Source organism: Brevibacillus borstelensis (genome assembly GCF_003710865.1).
Lineage (GTDB): Bacteria > Bacillota > Bacilli > Brevibacillales > Brevibacillaceae > Brevibacillus > Brevibacillus borstelensis.
The window spans coordinates 39,622-54,919 of sequence record NZ_RHHO01000037.1; the positions used below are offsets into that span (position 1 = coordinate 39,622).

Below are 15,298 nucleotides of genomic sequence, written 5' to 3' on the forward strand. Positions count from 1 at the left end.
ATGCATAGCTTTCCCGAGAAAGGCCATCTCTATCAACGGAAACCTCCTTTTCCGGACTGTCTTGAAAAGCTGTAAAACAAACGGGGAGAGGCGGTCCCTTCTCAACTTGCGATATTTTGCGAAAAGTCTTCTTTTCTGATATGATTAGTGTTTGAATGAGTGAAAAAAGGCAGGTATTGTGATGATAAGTACTCAGAATGTTACATTGCGCTACGGAAAACGCGCATTGTTTGAAGATGTAACCATCAAGTTTACGCCCGGCAACTGTTATGGTTTGATCGGTGCCAACGGTGCCGGCAAATCAACCTTTTTAAAAATCCTCTCCGGTGAAATCGAGCCTACCAGCGGACATGTTTCGATCACGCCGGGAGAGCGGATCGCCGTTTTGAAGCAAAACCACTTTGAATTCGATGAATTTGAAGTACTCAAAACAGTGATTATGGGTCACCGCCGTCTGTACGAAATCATGGAAGAAAAGAACGCGCTGTACATGAAAGAGGATTTTTCTGAAGCGGACGGCATGCGCGCATCCCAGTTGGAAGGCGAGTTTGAAGAGCTGAACGGGTGGATGGCCGAAGCGGATGCGGCTGAGTTGCTGACAGGTCTCGGAATTCCTGCAGAACTGCACGACAAGCAGATGAAGGACCTGCAGGGCAACGAGAAAGTACGGGTTTTGCTCGCACAAGCCCTGTTTGGCAATCCGCACGTCCTGCTCCTGGACGAGCCGACGAACCACCTGGACATCGAATCGATCCGCTGGCTGGAAAACTTTCTGGCCGATTACGAGAACACCGTCATCGTCGTATCCCATGACCGCCACTTCCTGAACAAGGTTTGTACGCACATCGCGGATATCGACTTTGGCAAAATCCAGCTGTACGTCGGCAACTACGACTTCTGGTACGAATCCAGCCAGCTGGCGCTGAAAATGGCCCGCGAACAGAACAAGAAAAAAGAAGAGAAAATCAAGGAGCTGCAAGAGTTTATTGCACGCTTCAGCGCCAATGCGTCCAAGTCGAAGCAGGCGACCTCGCGGAAAAAGCTGCTGGAGAAAATTTCTTTGGAAGACATCAAGCCGTCCAGCCGCCGTTATCCGTACATCAATTTCAAGCCGGAGCGGGAGGCGGGCAAGAATCTCCTGATGATCGAAGGCCTCAGCAAAACGCTCGAAGGCGAGAAGCTGTTTGAAAATCTGAATTTGACCATCAACAAAGGGGACAAAGTCGCGTTCGTCGGACCGAATGAGCTGGCCAAAACGACCTTGTTCCGCATCCTGATGGGAGAGGTCGAAGCAGACAGCGGTACGTTTGAGTGGGGAGTGACGACCTCCCAGGCGTACTTCCCGAAAGACAACTCGGAGTATTTCAATACGGACCTGTCCTTGGTCGATTGGCTGCGCCAGTACTCCAAAGAGCAGGATGAAACGTTTATCCGCAGCTATTTGGGCCGGATGCTCTTCTCCGGCGACGAGTCGCTGAAGAAAGCGAACGTCCTGTCCGGTGGAGAAAAAGTCCGCTGCATGCTGGCGAAAATGATGCTGGCCCAGGCCAACGTGTTGATCATGGATGAGCCGACCAACCACTTGGATCTGGAGTCGATTACGGCTTTGAACAATGGCTTGATCGAATACGACGGAACACTTCTGTTCGTTTCCCATGACCATCAATTCGTACAGACGATTGCAAACCGGATTATCGAATTTACGCCAAAAGGCATCATCGACAAGATGATTACGTACGATGAATACCTGGAAAGCGAAGAAATCCAGCGGCTTCGCGAGCAACACTACGCGTAAGACGATTGAGCAAATGCAAAAACCTCTGGTCTGAGTTAGGCCAGAGGTTTTTTGATTTTCCGGAAGGTTTCATTGCAGAGCCTTGTCATTTCATCGTGTGAACCTGTCAGTTATTCCAGAACGCGAAACGGACGGCATCTTTACACCACCGGGCTGTCTTTGTAAGCGGTCAAAGCGATACGAAATAACAGTTGATCATGACCTTTCTCGGGGTGAAGTCCAGTCAAATCCCGGATGATCTGCAGCCTGTATTTGACTGTGTTTTTATGGACGTACAATTTCTTGGCAGCTTCGGCGTGATTGCCATCGCAGGCCAAAAACATACGGAGGGTGTCGATCAGCTGGCCCTTGCGCTCCCGGTCGTATTCGGCCAGCGCGGACAGGCACTCATCAGCCAACTGGCGGGCTTCTTGATCGGGGGACTCGGCAAACAAAATACGCTCGATGCCGAGTGACGAAAATTGGCGGATCGTCAGGGCAGATTTTGCACCCGCGACGGAATTGGGCGGGGCACCTTCTCTCGCAGCCCGACAGCTGATCACCGCTTCATGGTAGCTCTGGGCAATGCCACCCAAGCCGGGATAGGAACGGCCAATACCGATGGACATGGAGCGCTGCCTGTTTTTCTGTATCAACATCTCCAGGCTGGCGAGCAGCTCTTCGGAAGGCTGAACCACCGTATCAGCCTGCACCGGAAAGAGCAGCAATATCCGATGCTCGCGATCCAGCCCGCACAAGATCGGGGGCCGATGGGTTTCCCAGTGGTTCCGAATTGTCTCAAGCACAGCTTCATGCTCACTCCAGGCCTTCATGTCGCTGGCGGAACCGGCTGTAGCCTGCATGACAGCAGCCACATAGCGGTCCGCCAGCTCCCAGTCGAGCTCCTCCGCCTTGCGTATGAGCAGGTCAGTCGATTGCTCTTTTCCGGATACAAGAAGCTGGAGAAAATCATTGCGAAAACGCTGGTACGTCGATACGACGGTGTAGTGACGCTCGATTTCCAGCGAAAGCAGGGCAGCTGTCTGTTCCAGCGCAACGTTTTCCCAGGGAAACAGCTCGCGTGTGACGTTCCACAGGACAACAGCTCCCTCCCGGCGATTGTTATGTACAAGCCAGCGAATGAGATGCTGGTCGCGATAACGGGACAGTTGCGAGTGCATCCGGGCGTTTCGGGTCGATGTCAGCAATTCTTCCAGTCCGGGCGAATGTTCGATAGGGGCAGGCACATGCCAATTCCATTTGGGGGTTCTGGCGTAAATACTGACAGGCGTTTGCAGGATATCGTGGAGCAGCTCGGCCAAATTTTCGACACTGCCGTTTCTGGTGAGATGGCGGTGAAACACCTCGTAGATGGCATGGGTCCGATCCAGCTCCTCCCGCTGCTTGGCGTTTATGTAGTGCGCGACAGGGATAATGATGTCCGACCAGGCCTTGTCCATCGGAAAGGAGAGGATCGGCATCTGCCTTTCGTTGGCCCGCTCAATGACGCGGGCGGGGAGCTCGTCGATGTATCGGCCCAGCTTGATGGCAAAGCCGGGGGTGCCGATCTCGGCCAGCTCGTCAATTAGCCGCAGCAGCCTTGCTTCGCGCGTCTGCCTGTCTGTGACAAACGGATAGCCGGTTGTCAGGACAAATTCGCCTTTGTGAAGCCACTTGTATCCGTCGGGGGAATCAAACGACGTAACGGCGATAAGCTCTTTGTCCAAAAAGGATTCGCCTGCCAGCACGGCATTGGGTCCCCAGCCGACGACAGAGATGAGTTCACGTACGGTTATCATGCGATCCCTCCACATGTTTAGTAAATGGAACAAAAAAACCATCCGCTTTCTGGAAACGTGGACAAAGGAAAAGATTGAATCTTTCGATAATAATACCATACATGTTCGATCGGCCGATCGGCAAGCAACCAACATCCATTTGATTGGGGGTAGGGTGAGTGAAAGCGAAGGATTGGTTGGGGTTCGTACCGTTCGTTGGGATGCTCGGCGGAATCCCGTTTGTGAACCGCGTCGAGCCTTATGTTTTGGGGATGCCTTTCGTTCTTTTCTGGATCGTGATGTGGGTCGTTTTGACCTCGGGCATCATGGCCCTTGTCAACAAGCTGGACCCGGTCAACAGAGAGGAGGAAGAAGGATGAACCATGCGCTGTTAATCATCTTCGCATCCCTGCTTGCCGCTCTTTATTTCGGCATTCGCGCCCAAAAGGGAAAAGACATGAACATGGAGCAGTGGACCGTAGGCGGACGCGGCTTTGGCACGATCTTCATCTTTTTGCTGGTGGCAGGCGAAATCTATACGACCTTCACCTTCCTCGGGGGCAGCGGATGGGCCTATTCCAAGGGAGCTCCGGCTTACTATGTGCTTGCCTACATCTCGCTCGCATACGTCCTCTCCTATTGGCTGCTTCCTCCCATCTGGCGGTACGCCAAGGAACACAAGCTTGTTTCCCAGTCCGATTTTTTTGTAAGCAAATACAAAAGCCCGGTTCTCGGCATCCTCGTTGCGACTGTCGGCGTACTCGCGATCATTCCTTATCTGGTCCTCCAGTTTAAAGGGCTGGGAATCATCGTCTCGGAAGCATCATACGGCTCCATCTCTCCCTCTGCGGCTGTATGGATCGGCGTGCTCGCCGTGACCGCCTACGTCATGATCTCGGGCATACACGGCTCGGCCTGGACTGCGGCCATCAAGGACATCATGATCTTCTTTGTCGTGGTCTTTCTCGGTCTGTACCTGCCGTATCATTACTATGGAGGCATCAGGCCGATGTTCGAAGCCGTTCACGCTGCCAATCCCGGTTTCCTGACCTTTCCCAAAGAAGGAATGAGCATTTCCTGGTTTATCTCGACTGTCCTGTTGACGGTGCTGGGCTTTTACATGTGGCCGCATACGTTCGGTTCCATTTTTTCGGCGAAAAGCGCCCGTGTATTCCGAAAAAACACCGTCATGCTTCCGCTCTATACGCTGATGCTGCTGTTCGTCTTTTTCGTCGGCTTTACCGCAATCCTGCAGGTGCCAGGCCTGAAAGGAGCAGACGGCGATTTGTCGCTTCTCCGGCTGTCGATCCAGACCTTTGACCCGTGGATCGTCGGACTGATCGGCGCTGCCGGTTTGCTGACAGCGCTCGTTCCGGGCTCGATGCTGCTGATGACGGCGGCGACCCTTCTTTCGAAAAACGTGATCAAGGTTCTGCTGCCAAGTGTGGGCGACAAGCAGCTTCCCTGGCTTGCCAAAAGCCTGGTGCCGGTTTTATCGCTGATCAGCCTGTACTTTACGCTCAGCGGAGGAGATACGCTCGTCACCCTGCTGCTGATGGGGTACAGCCTCGTTACACAGCTATTTCCCGCTCTGCTGTTCTGCGTGCCTGCACGTCCGCTCGTGAACAAATACGGCGCTTTCGCCGGAATCGCGAGCGGGGTGTTGACCGTCGCTTATGTGACTATCGCCCAGGTCAGTGTCGGGACGCTGTTTCCCTCGCTGCCCTCTGTTGTCAAAGACCTGAACGTCGGAGTAATCGCTCTTTTTATCAACCTGGTTGTCATGTTCGCGGTGCATGTCATTACGCAGCGTATCGTTCAGGCGAGAGAGAAAGATGCCATCGCCGGAGACGAAACACACCAGCCGGTATAAGCTAAAAGGAGGAGACTTTTTTATGGCAGATACAGTATTTCTCAACGGACAAGTGATCACGGTAGATCGGTACGAACGCATTGTGGAGGCGGTTGCTGTCAGCGGCAACCGTATTTCGGCAGTGGGCACGAATGAAGAAGTCAGCAAATACATAGGCCCGCTGACACGGGTAATCGATTTGGAAGGCAAAAGCTTGCTGCCCGGTTTTATTGATTCCCATCTGCACATCACCATTTACGGGACCAACAAGCTGGGCGTCGACTGCAAGGCAAGAGGAATCGACTCGATCGAAGACCTGCTGGAAGCCTTGCGGGAGCAAGCATCCCGCACACCGGAAGGAAAGTGGGTGCGGGCCTGCGGTTTTGACGAGAACCGTATGCGCGAAAAGCGGTTCCCGACTCGCCAGGAGCTGGACAGCGTTTCGGAAAAGCATCCGGTCTTTGTCATGCGGACCTGTGCCCATCACTCCATCGTCAATACGGAAGCGCTAGGCAGGGCAGGGTTTGACGAGCATACGCCCGATCCGCAGGGGGGCAGATTGGACCGTGATGAACAAGGAGTACTAACAGGGCTGCTTGTGGAGACGGCGCATATGCAAATGTTTGAGGCTGCTGCCTTTTCGGAGGAGGAGTACCGGGAAGGGCTTCGACTCGCCTCCGAAGACTTTGTCGCCGCGGGAATCACGAGCGTGCACGATGCAGGCGGGTACGGGCCGGACAATTTGCGGGCCATGCAAAAGGCCGTACAGGCCGGCGATGTCAAGGTGCGCATCTATGCGATGATTTGCGCGCTAAATCAATCGGACGCCTTTGTCCGCAAAGTCATCGATGCCGGGATTGTCACCGGTCTTGGGGACGAGCGCTTCCGAATCGGACCGGCAAAAGTGTTCGTCGACGGTGCCAGCATCGCGCCGACAATGGCGATGCGCGAGCCGTTTGCCAGCAGGCCGGGGGACAGTGGAATCCTCTACTATTCCCAGGACGAATTGAATAGGATTTTAATAGAAGCACATGAAAAGGGATTCCAGATTACAGCCCACGCTCAGGGAGACCGGGCCATTGAGCTGCTGCTCGCCTGCTTTGAAGAAGCGCTCGAAAAGCATCCTCGCCAGAACCATCGCCATCGGATCGAGCATGCTGGCGTATCCGCCCCTGATCTGGTGCAGCGGATGGCAAAGCTGGGTGTCATTCCGACACCGAATCCGGCCTTTTTGTACGAGTACGGGGAGAGCTATCTGAAGAATCTCGGAGAACGCTCGGCATACATGTATCCGGTCGGTGACTTCTTCCGGAATGGCATCATCGCCGCGGGTGCATCCGATTGTCCGGTAACAGGCTATTCTCCTCTCGTCGGCATCCATGCCGCTGTCAATCGCAAGAGCAGAAACGGGGCAACGGTAGGAGAGCAGCAAGCAGTCAGCGTCATGGACGCCATCAAAATGTTTACCATTCACGGTGCGTACGCCAGCTTTGAAGAAGGGCTGAAAGGGAGCATCGAAGCGGGAAAGCTGGCCGATCTGGTCGTCGTCAACGGGAGAATGCTGGATGTGCCGAAGGAAGCCATCAAGGATTTGCAAGTTAGCCTAACGATGATTGACGGAGAGGTCGTGTATGCCAGTCAGGAAGCCATGGCGAAGTAAGCACCTCTTTCGTCCATTCCTTTCGTGAAAAACGGCAAACCGTTCTTTTGCGAGAATCAAAAGGAGGTCGCGGAAAATGAACGTGGAGACCAGGCAGCTCCAGATCAATCAGGAGCGCTTGAAGCAAAGGATTGAGGCATTGGCCCGGATCGGCAAGATCGGGGAAACAGGAGTATGCCGTCTGGCCCTTTCCCCGGAGGACCGGGCGGGAGTGGAATTGGTCAAAAGCTGGATGGAGGAAGCAGGACTTTCCGCCCGAATCGACCAGTTCGGCAACCTGATCGGTCGGCTTGAGGGACAAAACCCGGCTGTTCCCGTGCTGATGATCGGCTCCCATATCGATTCGCAGCCGTATGGAGGGCGATTCGACGGGACGATCGGCGTATTGGGCGGGCTGGAGGCTGTTCAGACACTCAAGGAACAGGGACTGCGGCCAGAGCAGACGATTGAGGTCGTCGCCTTCTGCGATGAGGAGGGCTGTCGTTTTCAAAAGGGCTTGTTCGGGTCGCGGGGGATACTCGGCAAGCTGGAGGAAGGCGAGCTTGCGCGTACGGACAAAAACGGCGTGTCCCGGAGCCAAGCGCTGCAGGAATTCGGCTGTGACCCCGAGCGCCTGCAGGAGTCTGTCTATCCCGAAGGCAGCATCGGCGCTTTTTTGGAGCTTCATATTGAACAAGGACCGATCCTCGATCAGATTGAGGAGCCTGTAGGCATCGTCAGCGGCATCTCCGGTCCGCTTTGGTGGACGGTCGAGTTTGAAGGCTTTGCCGGTCACGCCGGTTCTGTACCGATGCGGATGAGAAAGGATGCATTGGTAGGGGCGGCCAAAGTCATCACGGCCTTGCATGAAATTGCCAAATCCGACCCGGAGGCTCCAACAGTGGGGACCGTCGGCCATCTGGAGGTATTTCCCGACTCGCGCAATATCATCCCGGAGCGCGTTCGCTTTTCCATCGATCTCAGGGATATCGACCTTTTGAGACGCAATCAGCGGGAGCGGGAATTGCGGGCCGCGATCGAGCAGGCCGCACAAGAAGGTGGACTTCGTTATACGATTACGGAGGATACCAACAGCGAACCCCGGTACTGCGCCGACTGGATCAAAGCGATCATGCGGGAAGAGAGCGGCGCTCTGGGATTCAATCCTCCCGAGCTGATGAGCGGCCCCTTCCACGATGCCCTGGCGCTTTCGTACGTCTGTGATTACGGCATGATTTTCGTCCGCTGCAAAGACGGTATCAGCCACAATCCGCAGGAGTTTTCGACGTATGAAGATATTGCGCTTGGCACCGAGCTGCTGTACCGGACCGTTGTTCGAATGGCGGCAAACAAATAACGATTCGGCTCAAACGGCCTTCTGACAAAAGAGAAGGCCGTTTCTGCTGCCAGAAAAGGAGCCTGGTTTACTTGTGTGAACCTTAAAATCTGGTACAAAAGAACCGATACGGAAGAGAGAGTTGCGAGCCAAGGTGTCAGCGAAGGCATCGTCTTGCATTTTAGCTGCAAATAAGAGAGACTTTACCCGCTTTTTTTGCTATCATTTACCGTATATCTACGTACTTAGCTGCGTGCTGCAAGGAGGTTTCCCATGAAGATGCGCGTTTCTGCCGTGCAGTATCATCTGCATACCATTCATAGCTTTGAGGAGTTTGCCAATCAGGTTGAGCATTACGTAAAGACGGCTGAGGAGTATGAAACCGAGTTTTTGCTGTTTCCCGAGCTGTTCACGACCCAGTTGATGTCCATCGGAGACGGGCAAGGAAACGCGCTGACGATCAATGACCTCCCGTCGTTTACGGAGGCGTACATACATTTGTTTACCACGCTGGCACAGCGTCATCAGATGCATATCGTCGGGGGCACGCACATTATCCAGGAAAACGGGCGTCTGTACAATACGGCGTTCCTGTTTTACCCTGATGGCCGCGTCGGTCAGCAAAAAAAGATTCACATCACGCCTTGGGAGATCAAAGGCTGGAATATGGGCGCCGGCGACGACCTGCACATTTTTGAGACAGACAAGGGCAAAGTGGCGATGATCATCTGCTATGACATCGAGTTTCCCGAACTGGTGCGGATGGCGAAAGCCCGTGGCGCCGACGTGATATTCTGTCCATCCTGCACGGACGATCGCCACGCGTTTCACCGCGTCCGTTACACCAGCCATGCCCGAACCATCGAGAACCAGGTGTACGTGGTTGTGACGGGAACCGTGGGATCGCTGCCGACAGTCGACTTCATGCGGGCGAATTTTGGGCAGGCGGCAGTGCTCACGCCAAACGACATTCCATTCCCGCCGCAGGGCGTCCTTGTCGAGGGCGAGCTCAACAACGATATGCTGGTGACAGCGGATTTGGACCTGCAGCTGTTGTATGACGTAAGGGAAAAAGGCTCCGTCACGACCTGGCGCGATCGCAGGATCGATTTGTATCCCGATTGGAAATAGAGGTGCAGCCGTGTATCGGAAAGAACTTTTTGTGTTTCACGAGGACAAGCCGGCCAAAGCCGTGATTCGCAACTACACACGAGAGGATTATGCGGAGCTGATCCGCATCCAGCAGGAGAGCTTTCCTCCGCCGTTTCCCTCCGAGCTGTGGTGGAACGAAGAGCAGCTAACCAATCATGTCACACTGTTTCCGGAAGGTGCGATCTGCATCGAGGTGGAGGGCGTACTGGCAGGCTCGATGACGAGTCTGCTCGTTTCCTACGATCCGGAGCATCCGGACCACACCTGGGAGGAAGTAACCGACTCCGGGTACATCCGCAATCACGATCCTGACGGAAATACGCTGTATGTCGTGGATATTTGCATACGCCCGGCTTACCGCAAATGGCGGCTTGGGATGAGCATGATGCAGGCGATGTATGAATTGGTCGTACACAGAGGATTGGAGCGGCTGCTCGGGGGTGGCCGCATGCCCGGATATGGGCGGCATGCGTCTGGGATGTCGGCGGAAGCGTACCTGGAAAAAGTAGTGAAGGGCGAGCTGAAGGACCCTGTGATCAGCTTTTTGATGCGCTGCGGCCGTACGCCTGTAAAAGTAGTGGCCAATTATTTGGAAGACGAGGAATCGCATAACTATGCCGCGTTGATGGAATGGAAAAATCCATTTCGTTCTCGGCCAGCGGACCCGTTCATAAAATAGGAGAGAAATTGGGAGGAGTCACACATGCAGTATGTTCGCATTCAAAACATTTCGGACCCGCTATTTGCAAGCATGCACCGGCTCATGCAGGAAGTATTTCCGCCGGAGGAAGTGCTGGACTTTGACCTGTGGAAGGAGCCGCTTGAGGACCCGGGCATCCGTGTGTTTGTCGCTGTAGAGAACGGGGAAGTGGTTGGCGCCACCGAATACCGTTACTATACGGACCTGAACGTAGCAATGACCGACTTCACGATCATCGGCCGTGAAGGTTTGGGAATTGGCCGTTTCCTCGCCCGCGAGCGCCAGAAGGATTTGATGAATCTGGCAAAGGAAAACGGAAAAGAGCTGTACGGCATGTTTGCCGAAATTTACGACCCGTATCGGGTACAAGAGCATGCGTTTGGCGGGATCAAGCCGATGGACCCGTTCGTACGCCGGGAGGTGCTCTCCCACCTGGGCTACAAGCGGATTGATTTCCCTTATGTTCACCCGTCCTGGCAAAACGATGGCGAAGCCGTTGCAGGCCTGGACTTGTGCTTCATGCCGACAAATGAGGACCAGCAGGAGCTGGAAGCGTCTCTCGTGAAGACCTTTTTGACGAGGTACTACGCTGTGCTGCCGCAAAAACCGAAAGCGTGGCATGATATGGTGGAAGACCTGGCCGGACGCGAAACCCTGGCGCTTCGTCCGATTTAGCCAACGCGCTGCATCGACTCCTGGAAAGCGATCATGCTTCCCGGGAGTCTTTTTCCATAAACATGCGGGATTCTAGCGGATAGAAGGGGAAAAACGGTGAAAAAGCAAAATTGGGCATCGATTATACTTTATCTGGCGGTCCTTTTCCAATTGCTCGGGATGAGCGGGTGGCTGGACGCTTCGCTGACACAGCCTGTACAGCTCGCCACGCTCGTTCTCATGCTGACCGCGATCCTGACTTTGCGCAAAAAGAAACGGAAGCGCAAAAAAGCTGCCGGGAAGCCTTCTGCGGAAGTAGACCTGATGCTGGATCGGGCGCAGGAAGGAGGCATCGAAAAATGAAGGATCACACGCTCATACAGGCGATTCTGGACGCTTCTCATGACGGCATTATCGCGGTAGACCAAAACTCGACGGTCATCTGGGTGAACAAGAACGCCCTGGAAATTCTCGGCCTGCCGCCGCATATCGTCGGGGAAAAGATCACGCGGTACATTCCCCATTCCGACATGCTCCGCATTCTGGCTACAGGAAAGCGGGAGATCGGCGATATCGCAACCGTGTTGAACCGCCAAATCATCATCAACCGTTTGCCCATTTCCATAGACGGTGACATTGTCGGGGCTGTCAGTACGTTTAAAGAAATCACCGATATTCAGAAAATGGAGCTCCGCATCCGCAAGCAGAGCATGGAAAGCGGTCTGGAAGCAAAATACCGACTCGAAGACATCGTCGGCCAGTCCAGCGCGATCCGAGAAGCGAGGGAGCTGGCGGAGACCTTCGGAATGACCGATGCGACCGTTCTGATACTCGGTGAGACCGGAACCGGGAAGGAGCTGTTTGCACAAGGAATGCATCTCTGCAGCCAGCGGGCAACGGGGCCGTTCGTCGCTGTCAACTGTGCGGCGCTGCCGGGGAACCTCCTGGAGAGCGAGCTCTTCGGCTATGAGGATGGGGCCTTTACAGGGGCCCGCAAAGGCGGCAAGCCGGGACTGTTTGAGCTGGCTCACGGAGGAACGCTCTTTTTGGACGAAATCGGCGAGATGTCCCTGCCTATCCAGGCGCTGCTATTGCGCGTACTGCAGGAGAAAAAAGTGCGCCGGATTGGGGGAGAGCGAATTTTTCCCGTAGATGTCCGGATCATTGCAGCGACAAACCGCGACCTGGAGGAGCTGATCGGCAGGATGGAATTTCGCTCTGACCTGTACTACCGGCTCAATGTCCTGACCTTGGAGCTCCCGCCCCTGCGCCAGAGGCCCGATGACATTCCCGCCCTTGTCTGGTCGATGATCCGCGAGATCGAAGAGAGAGATGACAGATGCATCGTAGAAGTGAGCGAGCAGGTGTTTGAGCTGTTTGCCAAACACGATTGGCCTGGAAACGTCCGGGAGTTGCGCAATGTAGTGGAGAGAATGGTGCTGCTCTGCAAGGGAGGCCGCCTGGATTTATCCGATGCTGCTTTTTTTGCGAAGAAAGTGCAGCGCGGCAGGAAGGTGCAGGATATTCAGCCAGCCATTGACGAAGCAGATTTGATCCGCCGCGTTTTGCAAGAGACAAAAGGAAATCGGGCGGAGGCGGCGAAAATACTGGGGATGGATCGGACAACGCTTTGGCGGAAGCTAAAAAAATACGGGGTGATGCTGCCTTAGTGGATGGGGAATGAGGGAAACCAGTTTATGGAATTTGGCTGTTGCACTTGCAACAAGCTTGCAACAAAAATCGATGGTATGAAACAGCGATGAAACATTACGGCCGATATCCGGCCGATAATTGACGGAATATTTGAAACATACTGATTTGGCATGAGCCTTGCAAGAAGTTCGTGTAACAAAACTTCATTGCAAAGGAGTCGCTTTCATGAAACATTACTCGGCTGCGGTCATTCCAGGAGACGGAATTGGACCTGAAGTAATGGAGGTAGGATTGTCGCTGCTGCAATCCATCGCTGACATTCATGGCGGCATCTCGTTTCAAACGGAATCTTTTCCGTGGAATTGCCAGTACTATCGGGAGCACGGCCGGATGATGCCTGAGGATGGCTTGCAGAGATTGCGGCCGTTTGACGTGATCCTGCTGGGAGCGATCGGGGCACCGGGCGTACCCGACCATATTTCTGTCTGGGAGCTGATCCTGCCGATACGCCGGAGTTTTCAACAGTACGTCAATCTTCGCCCGATCAAGCTGCTGCGCGGTTTGGAAAGCCCGCTGCGCTACAAGCAGCACGACGATCTGGATTTTGTCGTAGTCAGGGAAAATACGGAAGGGGAATATTCGAACATGGGAGGACGTCTCCATGTCGGTACGCCGTATGAACTGGCAGTGCAAAACAACGTCTTTACCCGCTACGGGATCGAGAGGATCGTCCGCTTTTCGTTTGAGCTTGCCAAAGCGACCGGAAAGACGAGGCTCACGGCGGCCACCAAATCAAATGGAATCAATCACTCCATGCCGTTTTGGGATGAGATCGTCAAAGAGATCAGCAGCGACTATCCGGATATCGAAACCCAGCTCACACATATTGATGCCCTGTCTGCGTTTTTTGTCAGCAGGCCTGAATCCTTTGATGTCGTAGTCGCCAGCAATCTGTTCGGCGATATACTGACAGACCTGGGGGCAGCGGTAGTCGGCGGATTGGGGCTGGCACCTTCCGGCAATATCAATCCGGAAAAGCAGTATCCGTCCATGTTTGAACCGATTCACGGGTCTGCGCCTGACATCGCCGGAAAAGGCATCGCCAATCCGATCGCGACGCTGTGGAGCATCAGCATGATGCTTGATCACCTGGGAGAGCGGGAGCTGGGCAAACTGGTGCTGGACAGCATCGAGGATGTCCTGATCGCCGGAGAGGTCCGAACCCCGGACATTGGGGGGAAGGCCACCACGAGAGAGCTTGGCGACGCGATCCGTGAACAATTGTACAGAAGGGGAGGATGACAGATGGAAGGGACGACAGCTCAAGTGCAGCATTATCGTTTGTATATCAACGGCGAGTGGATCGAGACAGAGGAGAGCATTCCCGTCACCCATAAGTACACCGGCAAGGTGATCGCCACGATTGCGAAAGCGGGCAAGCAGCACGTGGAGGATGCCGTCACCCACGCGCTGCAGACGTTCCGTAGCAGTACGCTGACACCTTCCGAACGCAGCGATATATTGCTCGCGGCAAGTCAGATCGCCGAGAAGAGAAGGGAAGAGCTGGAGCTTTCCCTCGTCTGGGAGGTCGGAAAAACGAGAAAGGACGCCCGTGGGGAGCTGGATCGGGTCATCAACACGCTCCGTCTGTCGTCTGAAGAAGTCAAACGGCTTTCCGGCGAGATGGTCCCGCTGGCTGCCACACCGGGTTCAGAAAATCGGCTGGGCTTCGCCATTCGCGTACCCAAAGGCGTGATCGGCGCCATTACTCCCTTCAACTATCCGCTGCTGCTCAGTACACACAAGGTAGCACCCGCACTAGCAGGGGGCAATACCGTTGTCCTGAAGCCGGCCACTTCAACCCCGATCTCTGCCTTTTTGCTGGTGGAAATTCTGGAGCAAGCGGGCCTGCCAAAGGGACACGTCAATATCGTAACAGGCTCAGGCAGCCAGGTAGGCGACTGGATGCTCGACGATCCCCGGATCGCCATGTACACCTTTACCGGCTCGGCTGAGGTCGGCACGTATATCAAGCAGCGCAGCGGATTGCGCCCAGTCTCTCTGGAGCTGGGAAACAATTCGCCCAACATCGTCCACGAAGATGCCGATCTTGAGCTGGCGGCAAGACAGATCGCTCAGCGCAGTTTTCACAATGCGGGGCAGGCATGTATCGCGGTGCAGCGCATATTTGTAGCAGAAGCGATCCGCGAAGCGTTTACGCAAAAATTCCTGGAAGAGGTGCGGGCCCTGCGCGTCGGCGATCCAGAGGACGCCGAAACAGACGTCGGCCCGATGATCAGCGAGGCGGAAGCGATTCGGGCCGAGAGCTGGGTAAAGGAAGCTGTCGAGCAGGGCGCAGAGCTTTTGCACGGCGGAGTTCGGGAAGGCTCGCTCGTTTATCCGACTGTCCTGACGAGAACGAGGCCAGAGATGAAAGTAAACTGTCTGGAGGTGTTCGCACCCGTGGTCACAATCATTCCCTACCAGACGATCGAGGAAGCGTTTGCTGCAGCCAACGATTCTTCATACGGCTTGCAGGCGGGCATTTTCACGAATGATCTCAATTTGGCGATGCGGGCGGCCAAGGTGCTGGAGTACGGCGGCGTCATTATCAATGATGTTTCCACGTACCGCAACGATGTAATGCCCTACGGGGGAATCAAAAACAGCGGTCTTGGCAAGGAAGGGCCCCATTACGCCATCGAAGAGATGACCGATCTGAAGATGGTCGTCATGAATCTGAAGCCGTAAAGGAGGGGA

The 15,298-nt window shown here is 54.6% G+C and carries 13 protein-coding genes; 12 read left to right on the forward strand and 1 reads right to left on the reverse strand.

Annotated features, from left to right (window positions below; translation table 11 throughout):
• The first annotated feature begins 181 nt into the window (after positions 1-181).
• Positions 182-1,795: an ABC-F family ATP-binding cassette domain-containing protein gene (locus EDM54_RS17745; protein WP_003386987.1), complete on the forward strand. Its 1,614-nt coding sequence runs from the start codon at positions 182-184 to the stop codon at positions 1,793-1,795.
• Between the two features lie 140 nt (positions 1,796-1,935).
• On the opposite strand, the gene EDM54_RS17750 is transcribed toward EDM54_RS17745, so the two are convergent.
• Complete coding sequence (locus tag EDM54_RS17750; protein ID WP_003386985.1) at positions 1,936-3,573, reverse strand: PucR family transcriptional regulator; 1,638 nt, start codon at positions 3,571-3,573, stop codon at positions 1,936-1,938.
• 158 nt (positions 3,574-3,731) lie between these two features.
• Here EDM54_RS17750 and EDM54_RS17755 point away from each other — a divergent pair, with 158 nt between their 5' ends.
• The 11 genes from EDM54_RS17755 to EDM54_RS17805 all read left to right on the forward strand — a co-directional run bounded on the left by EDM54_RS17755 (position 3,732) and on the right by EDM54_RS17805 (position 15,289).
• On the forward strand, positions 3,732-3,932 hold the full coding sequence (locus tag EDM54_RS17755; RefSeq protein WP_003386984.1) for a DUF3311 domain-containing protein: 201 nt from the start codon (positions 3,732-3,734) through the stop codon (positions 3,930-3,932).
• On the forward strand, positions 3,929-5,425 hold the full coding sequence (locus EDM54_RS17760) for a sodium:solute symporter family protein (protein ID WP_003386983.1): 1,497 nt from the start codon (positions 3,929-3,931) through the stop codon (positions 5,423-5,425). Before EDM54_RS17755 ends, EDM54_RS17760 begins: the two co-directional genes overlap by 4 nt.
• Positions 5,426-5,447: 22 nt before the next feature.
• Positions 5,448-7,064, forward strand: coding sequence for an amidohydrolase (locus tag EDM54_RS17765; protein ID WP_122958567.1), 1,617 nt, complete (start codon positions 5,448-5,450; stop codon positions 7,062-7,064).
• A gap of 76 nt (positions 7,065-7,140) precedes the next feature.
• Positions 7,141-8,400 (forward strand): M20 family metallo-hydrolase, encoded by a 1,260-nt coding sequence (locus tag EDM54_RS17770; protein ID WP_122958568.1) that lies wholly within the window; start codon positions 7,141-7,143, stop codon positions 8,398-8,400.
• Between the two features lie 252 nt (positions 8,401-8,652).
• Positions 8,653-9,510, forward strand: coding sequence for a carbon-nitrogen hydrolase family protein (locus EDM54_RS17775; protein ID WP_122958569.1), 858 nt, complete (start codon positions 8,653-8,655; stop codon positions 9,508-9,510).
• A gap of 10 nt (positions 9,511-9,520) precedes the next feature.
• Complete coding sequence (locus EDM54_RS17780) at positions 9,521-10,210, forward strand: GNAT family N-acetyltransferase (protein WP_039071322.1); 690 nt, start codon at positions 9,521-9,523, stop codon at positions 10,208-10,210.
• Positions 10,211-10,234: 24 nt separating this feature from the next.
• Positions 10,235-10,906, forward strand: a complete 672-nt coding sequence (locus EDM54_RS17785; RefSeq protein ID WP_122958570.1) for a GNAT family N-acetyltransferase — start codon at positions 10,235-10,237, stop codon at positions 10,904-10,906.
• Positions 10,907-11,002: 96 nt separating this feature from the next.
• Positions 11,003-11,248 carry a hypothetical protein gene (locus EDM54_RS17790; RefSeq protein ID WP_122958571.1) on the forward strand — a complete coding sequence of 82 codons (246 nt, stop codon included), beginning with the start codon at positions 11,003-11,005 and terminating at the stop codon, positions 11,246-11,248.
• Positions 11,245-12,555: a sigma-54 interaction domain-containing protein gene (locus EDM54_RS17795; protein ID WP_024985040.1), complete on the forward strand. Its 1,311-nt coding sequence runs from the start codon at positions 11,245-11,247 to the stop codon at positions 12,553-12,555. The genes EDM54_RS17790 and EDM54_RS17795 overlap by 4 nt, the downstream gene beginning before the upstream one ends.
• A gap of 208 nt (positions 12,556-12,763) precedes the next feature.
• Positions 12,764-13,840 carry a tartrate dehydrogenase gene (locus EDM54_RS17800; RefSeq protein ID WP_003386975.1) on the forward strand — a complete coding sequence of 359 codons (1,077 nt, stop codon included), beginning with the start codon at positions 12,764-12,766 and terminating at the stop codon, positions 13,838-13,840.
• Between the two features lie 3 nt (positions 13,841-13,843).
• Positions 13,844-15,289 (forward strand): aldehyde dehydrogenase family protein, encoded by a 1,446-nt coding sequence (locus tag EDM54_RS17805; RefSeq protein ID WP_122958572.1) that lies wholly within the window; start codon positions 13,844-13,846, stop codon positions 15,287-15,289.
• Positions 15,290-15,298: the final 9 nt, after the last annotated feature.

Coding starts and splice junctions, on each gene's coding strand:
- EDM54_RS17800 (WP_003386975.1), top strand. CDS start 12,764: ATGAAACATTACTCGGCTGCGGTCATTCCAGGAGACGGAATTGGACCT.
- EDM54_RS17750 (WP_003386985.1), bottom strand. CDS start 3,573: ATGATAACCGTACGTGAACTCATCTCTGTCGTCGGCTGGGGACCCAAT.
- EDM54_RS17785 (WP_122958570.1), top strand. CDS start 10,235: ATGCAGTATGTTCGCATTCAAAACATTTCGGACCCGCTATTTGCAAGC.
- EDM54_RS17795 (WP_024985040.1), top strand. CDS start 11,245: ATGAAGGATCACACGCTCATACAGGCGATTCTGGACGCTTCTCATGAC.
- EDM54_RS17805 (WP_122958572.1), top strand. CDS start 13,844: ATGGAAGGGACGACAGCTCAAGTGCAGCATTATCGTTTGTATATCAAC.
- EDM54_RS17770 (WP_122958568.1), top strand. CDS start 7,141: ATGAACGTGGAGACCAGGCAGCTCCAGATCAATCAGGAGCGCTTGAAG.
- EDM54_RS17775 (WP_122958569.1), top strand. CDS start 8,653: ATGAAGATGCGCGTTTCTGCCGTGCAGTATCATCTGCATACCATTCAT.
- EDM54_RS17745 (WP_003386987.1), top strand. CDS start 182: ATGATAAGTACTCAGAATGTTACATTGCGCTACGGAAAACGCGCATTG.
- EDM54_RS17765 (WP_122958567.1), top strand. CDS start 5,448: ATGGCAGATACAGTATTTCTCAACGGACAAGTGATCACGGTAGATCGG.
- EDM54_RS17760 (WP_003386983.1), top strand. CDS start 3,929: ATGAACCATGCGCTGTTAATCATCTTCGCATCCCTGCTTGCCGCTCTT.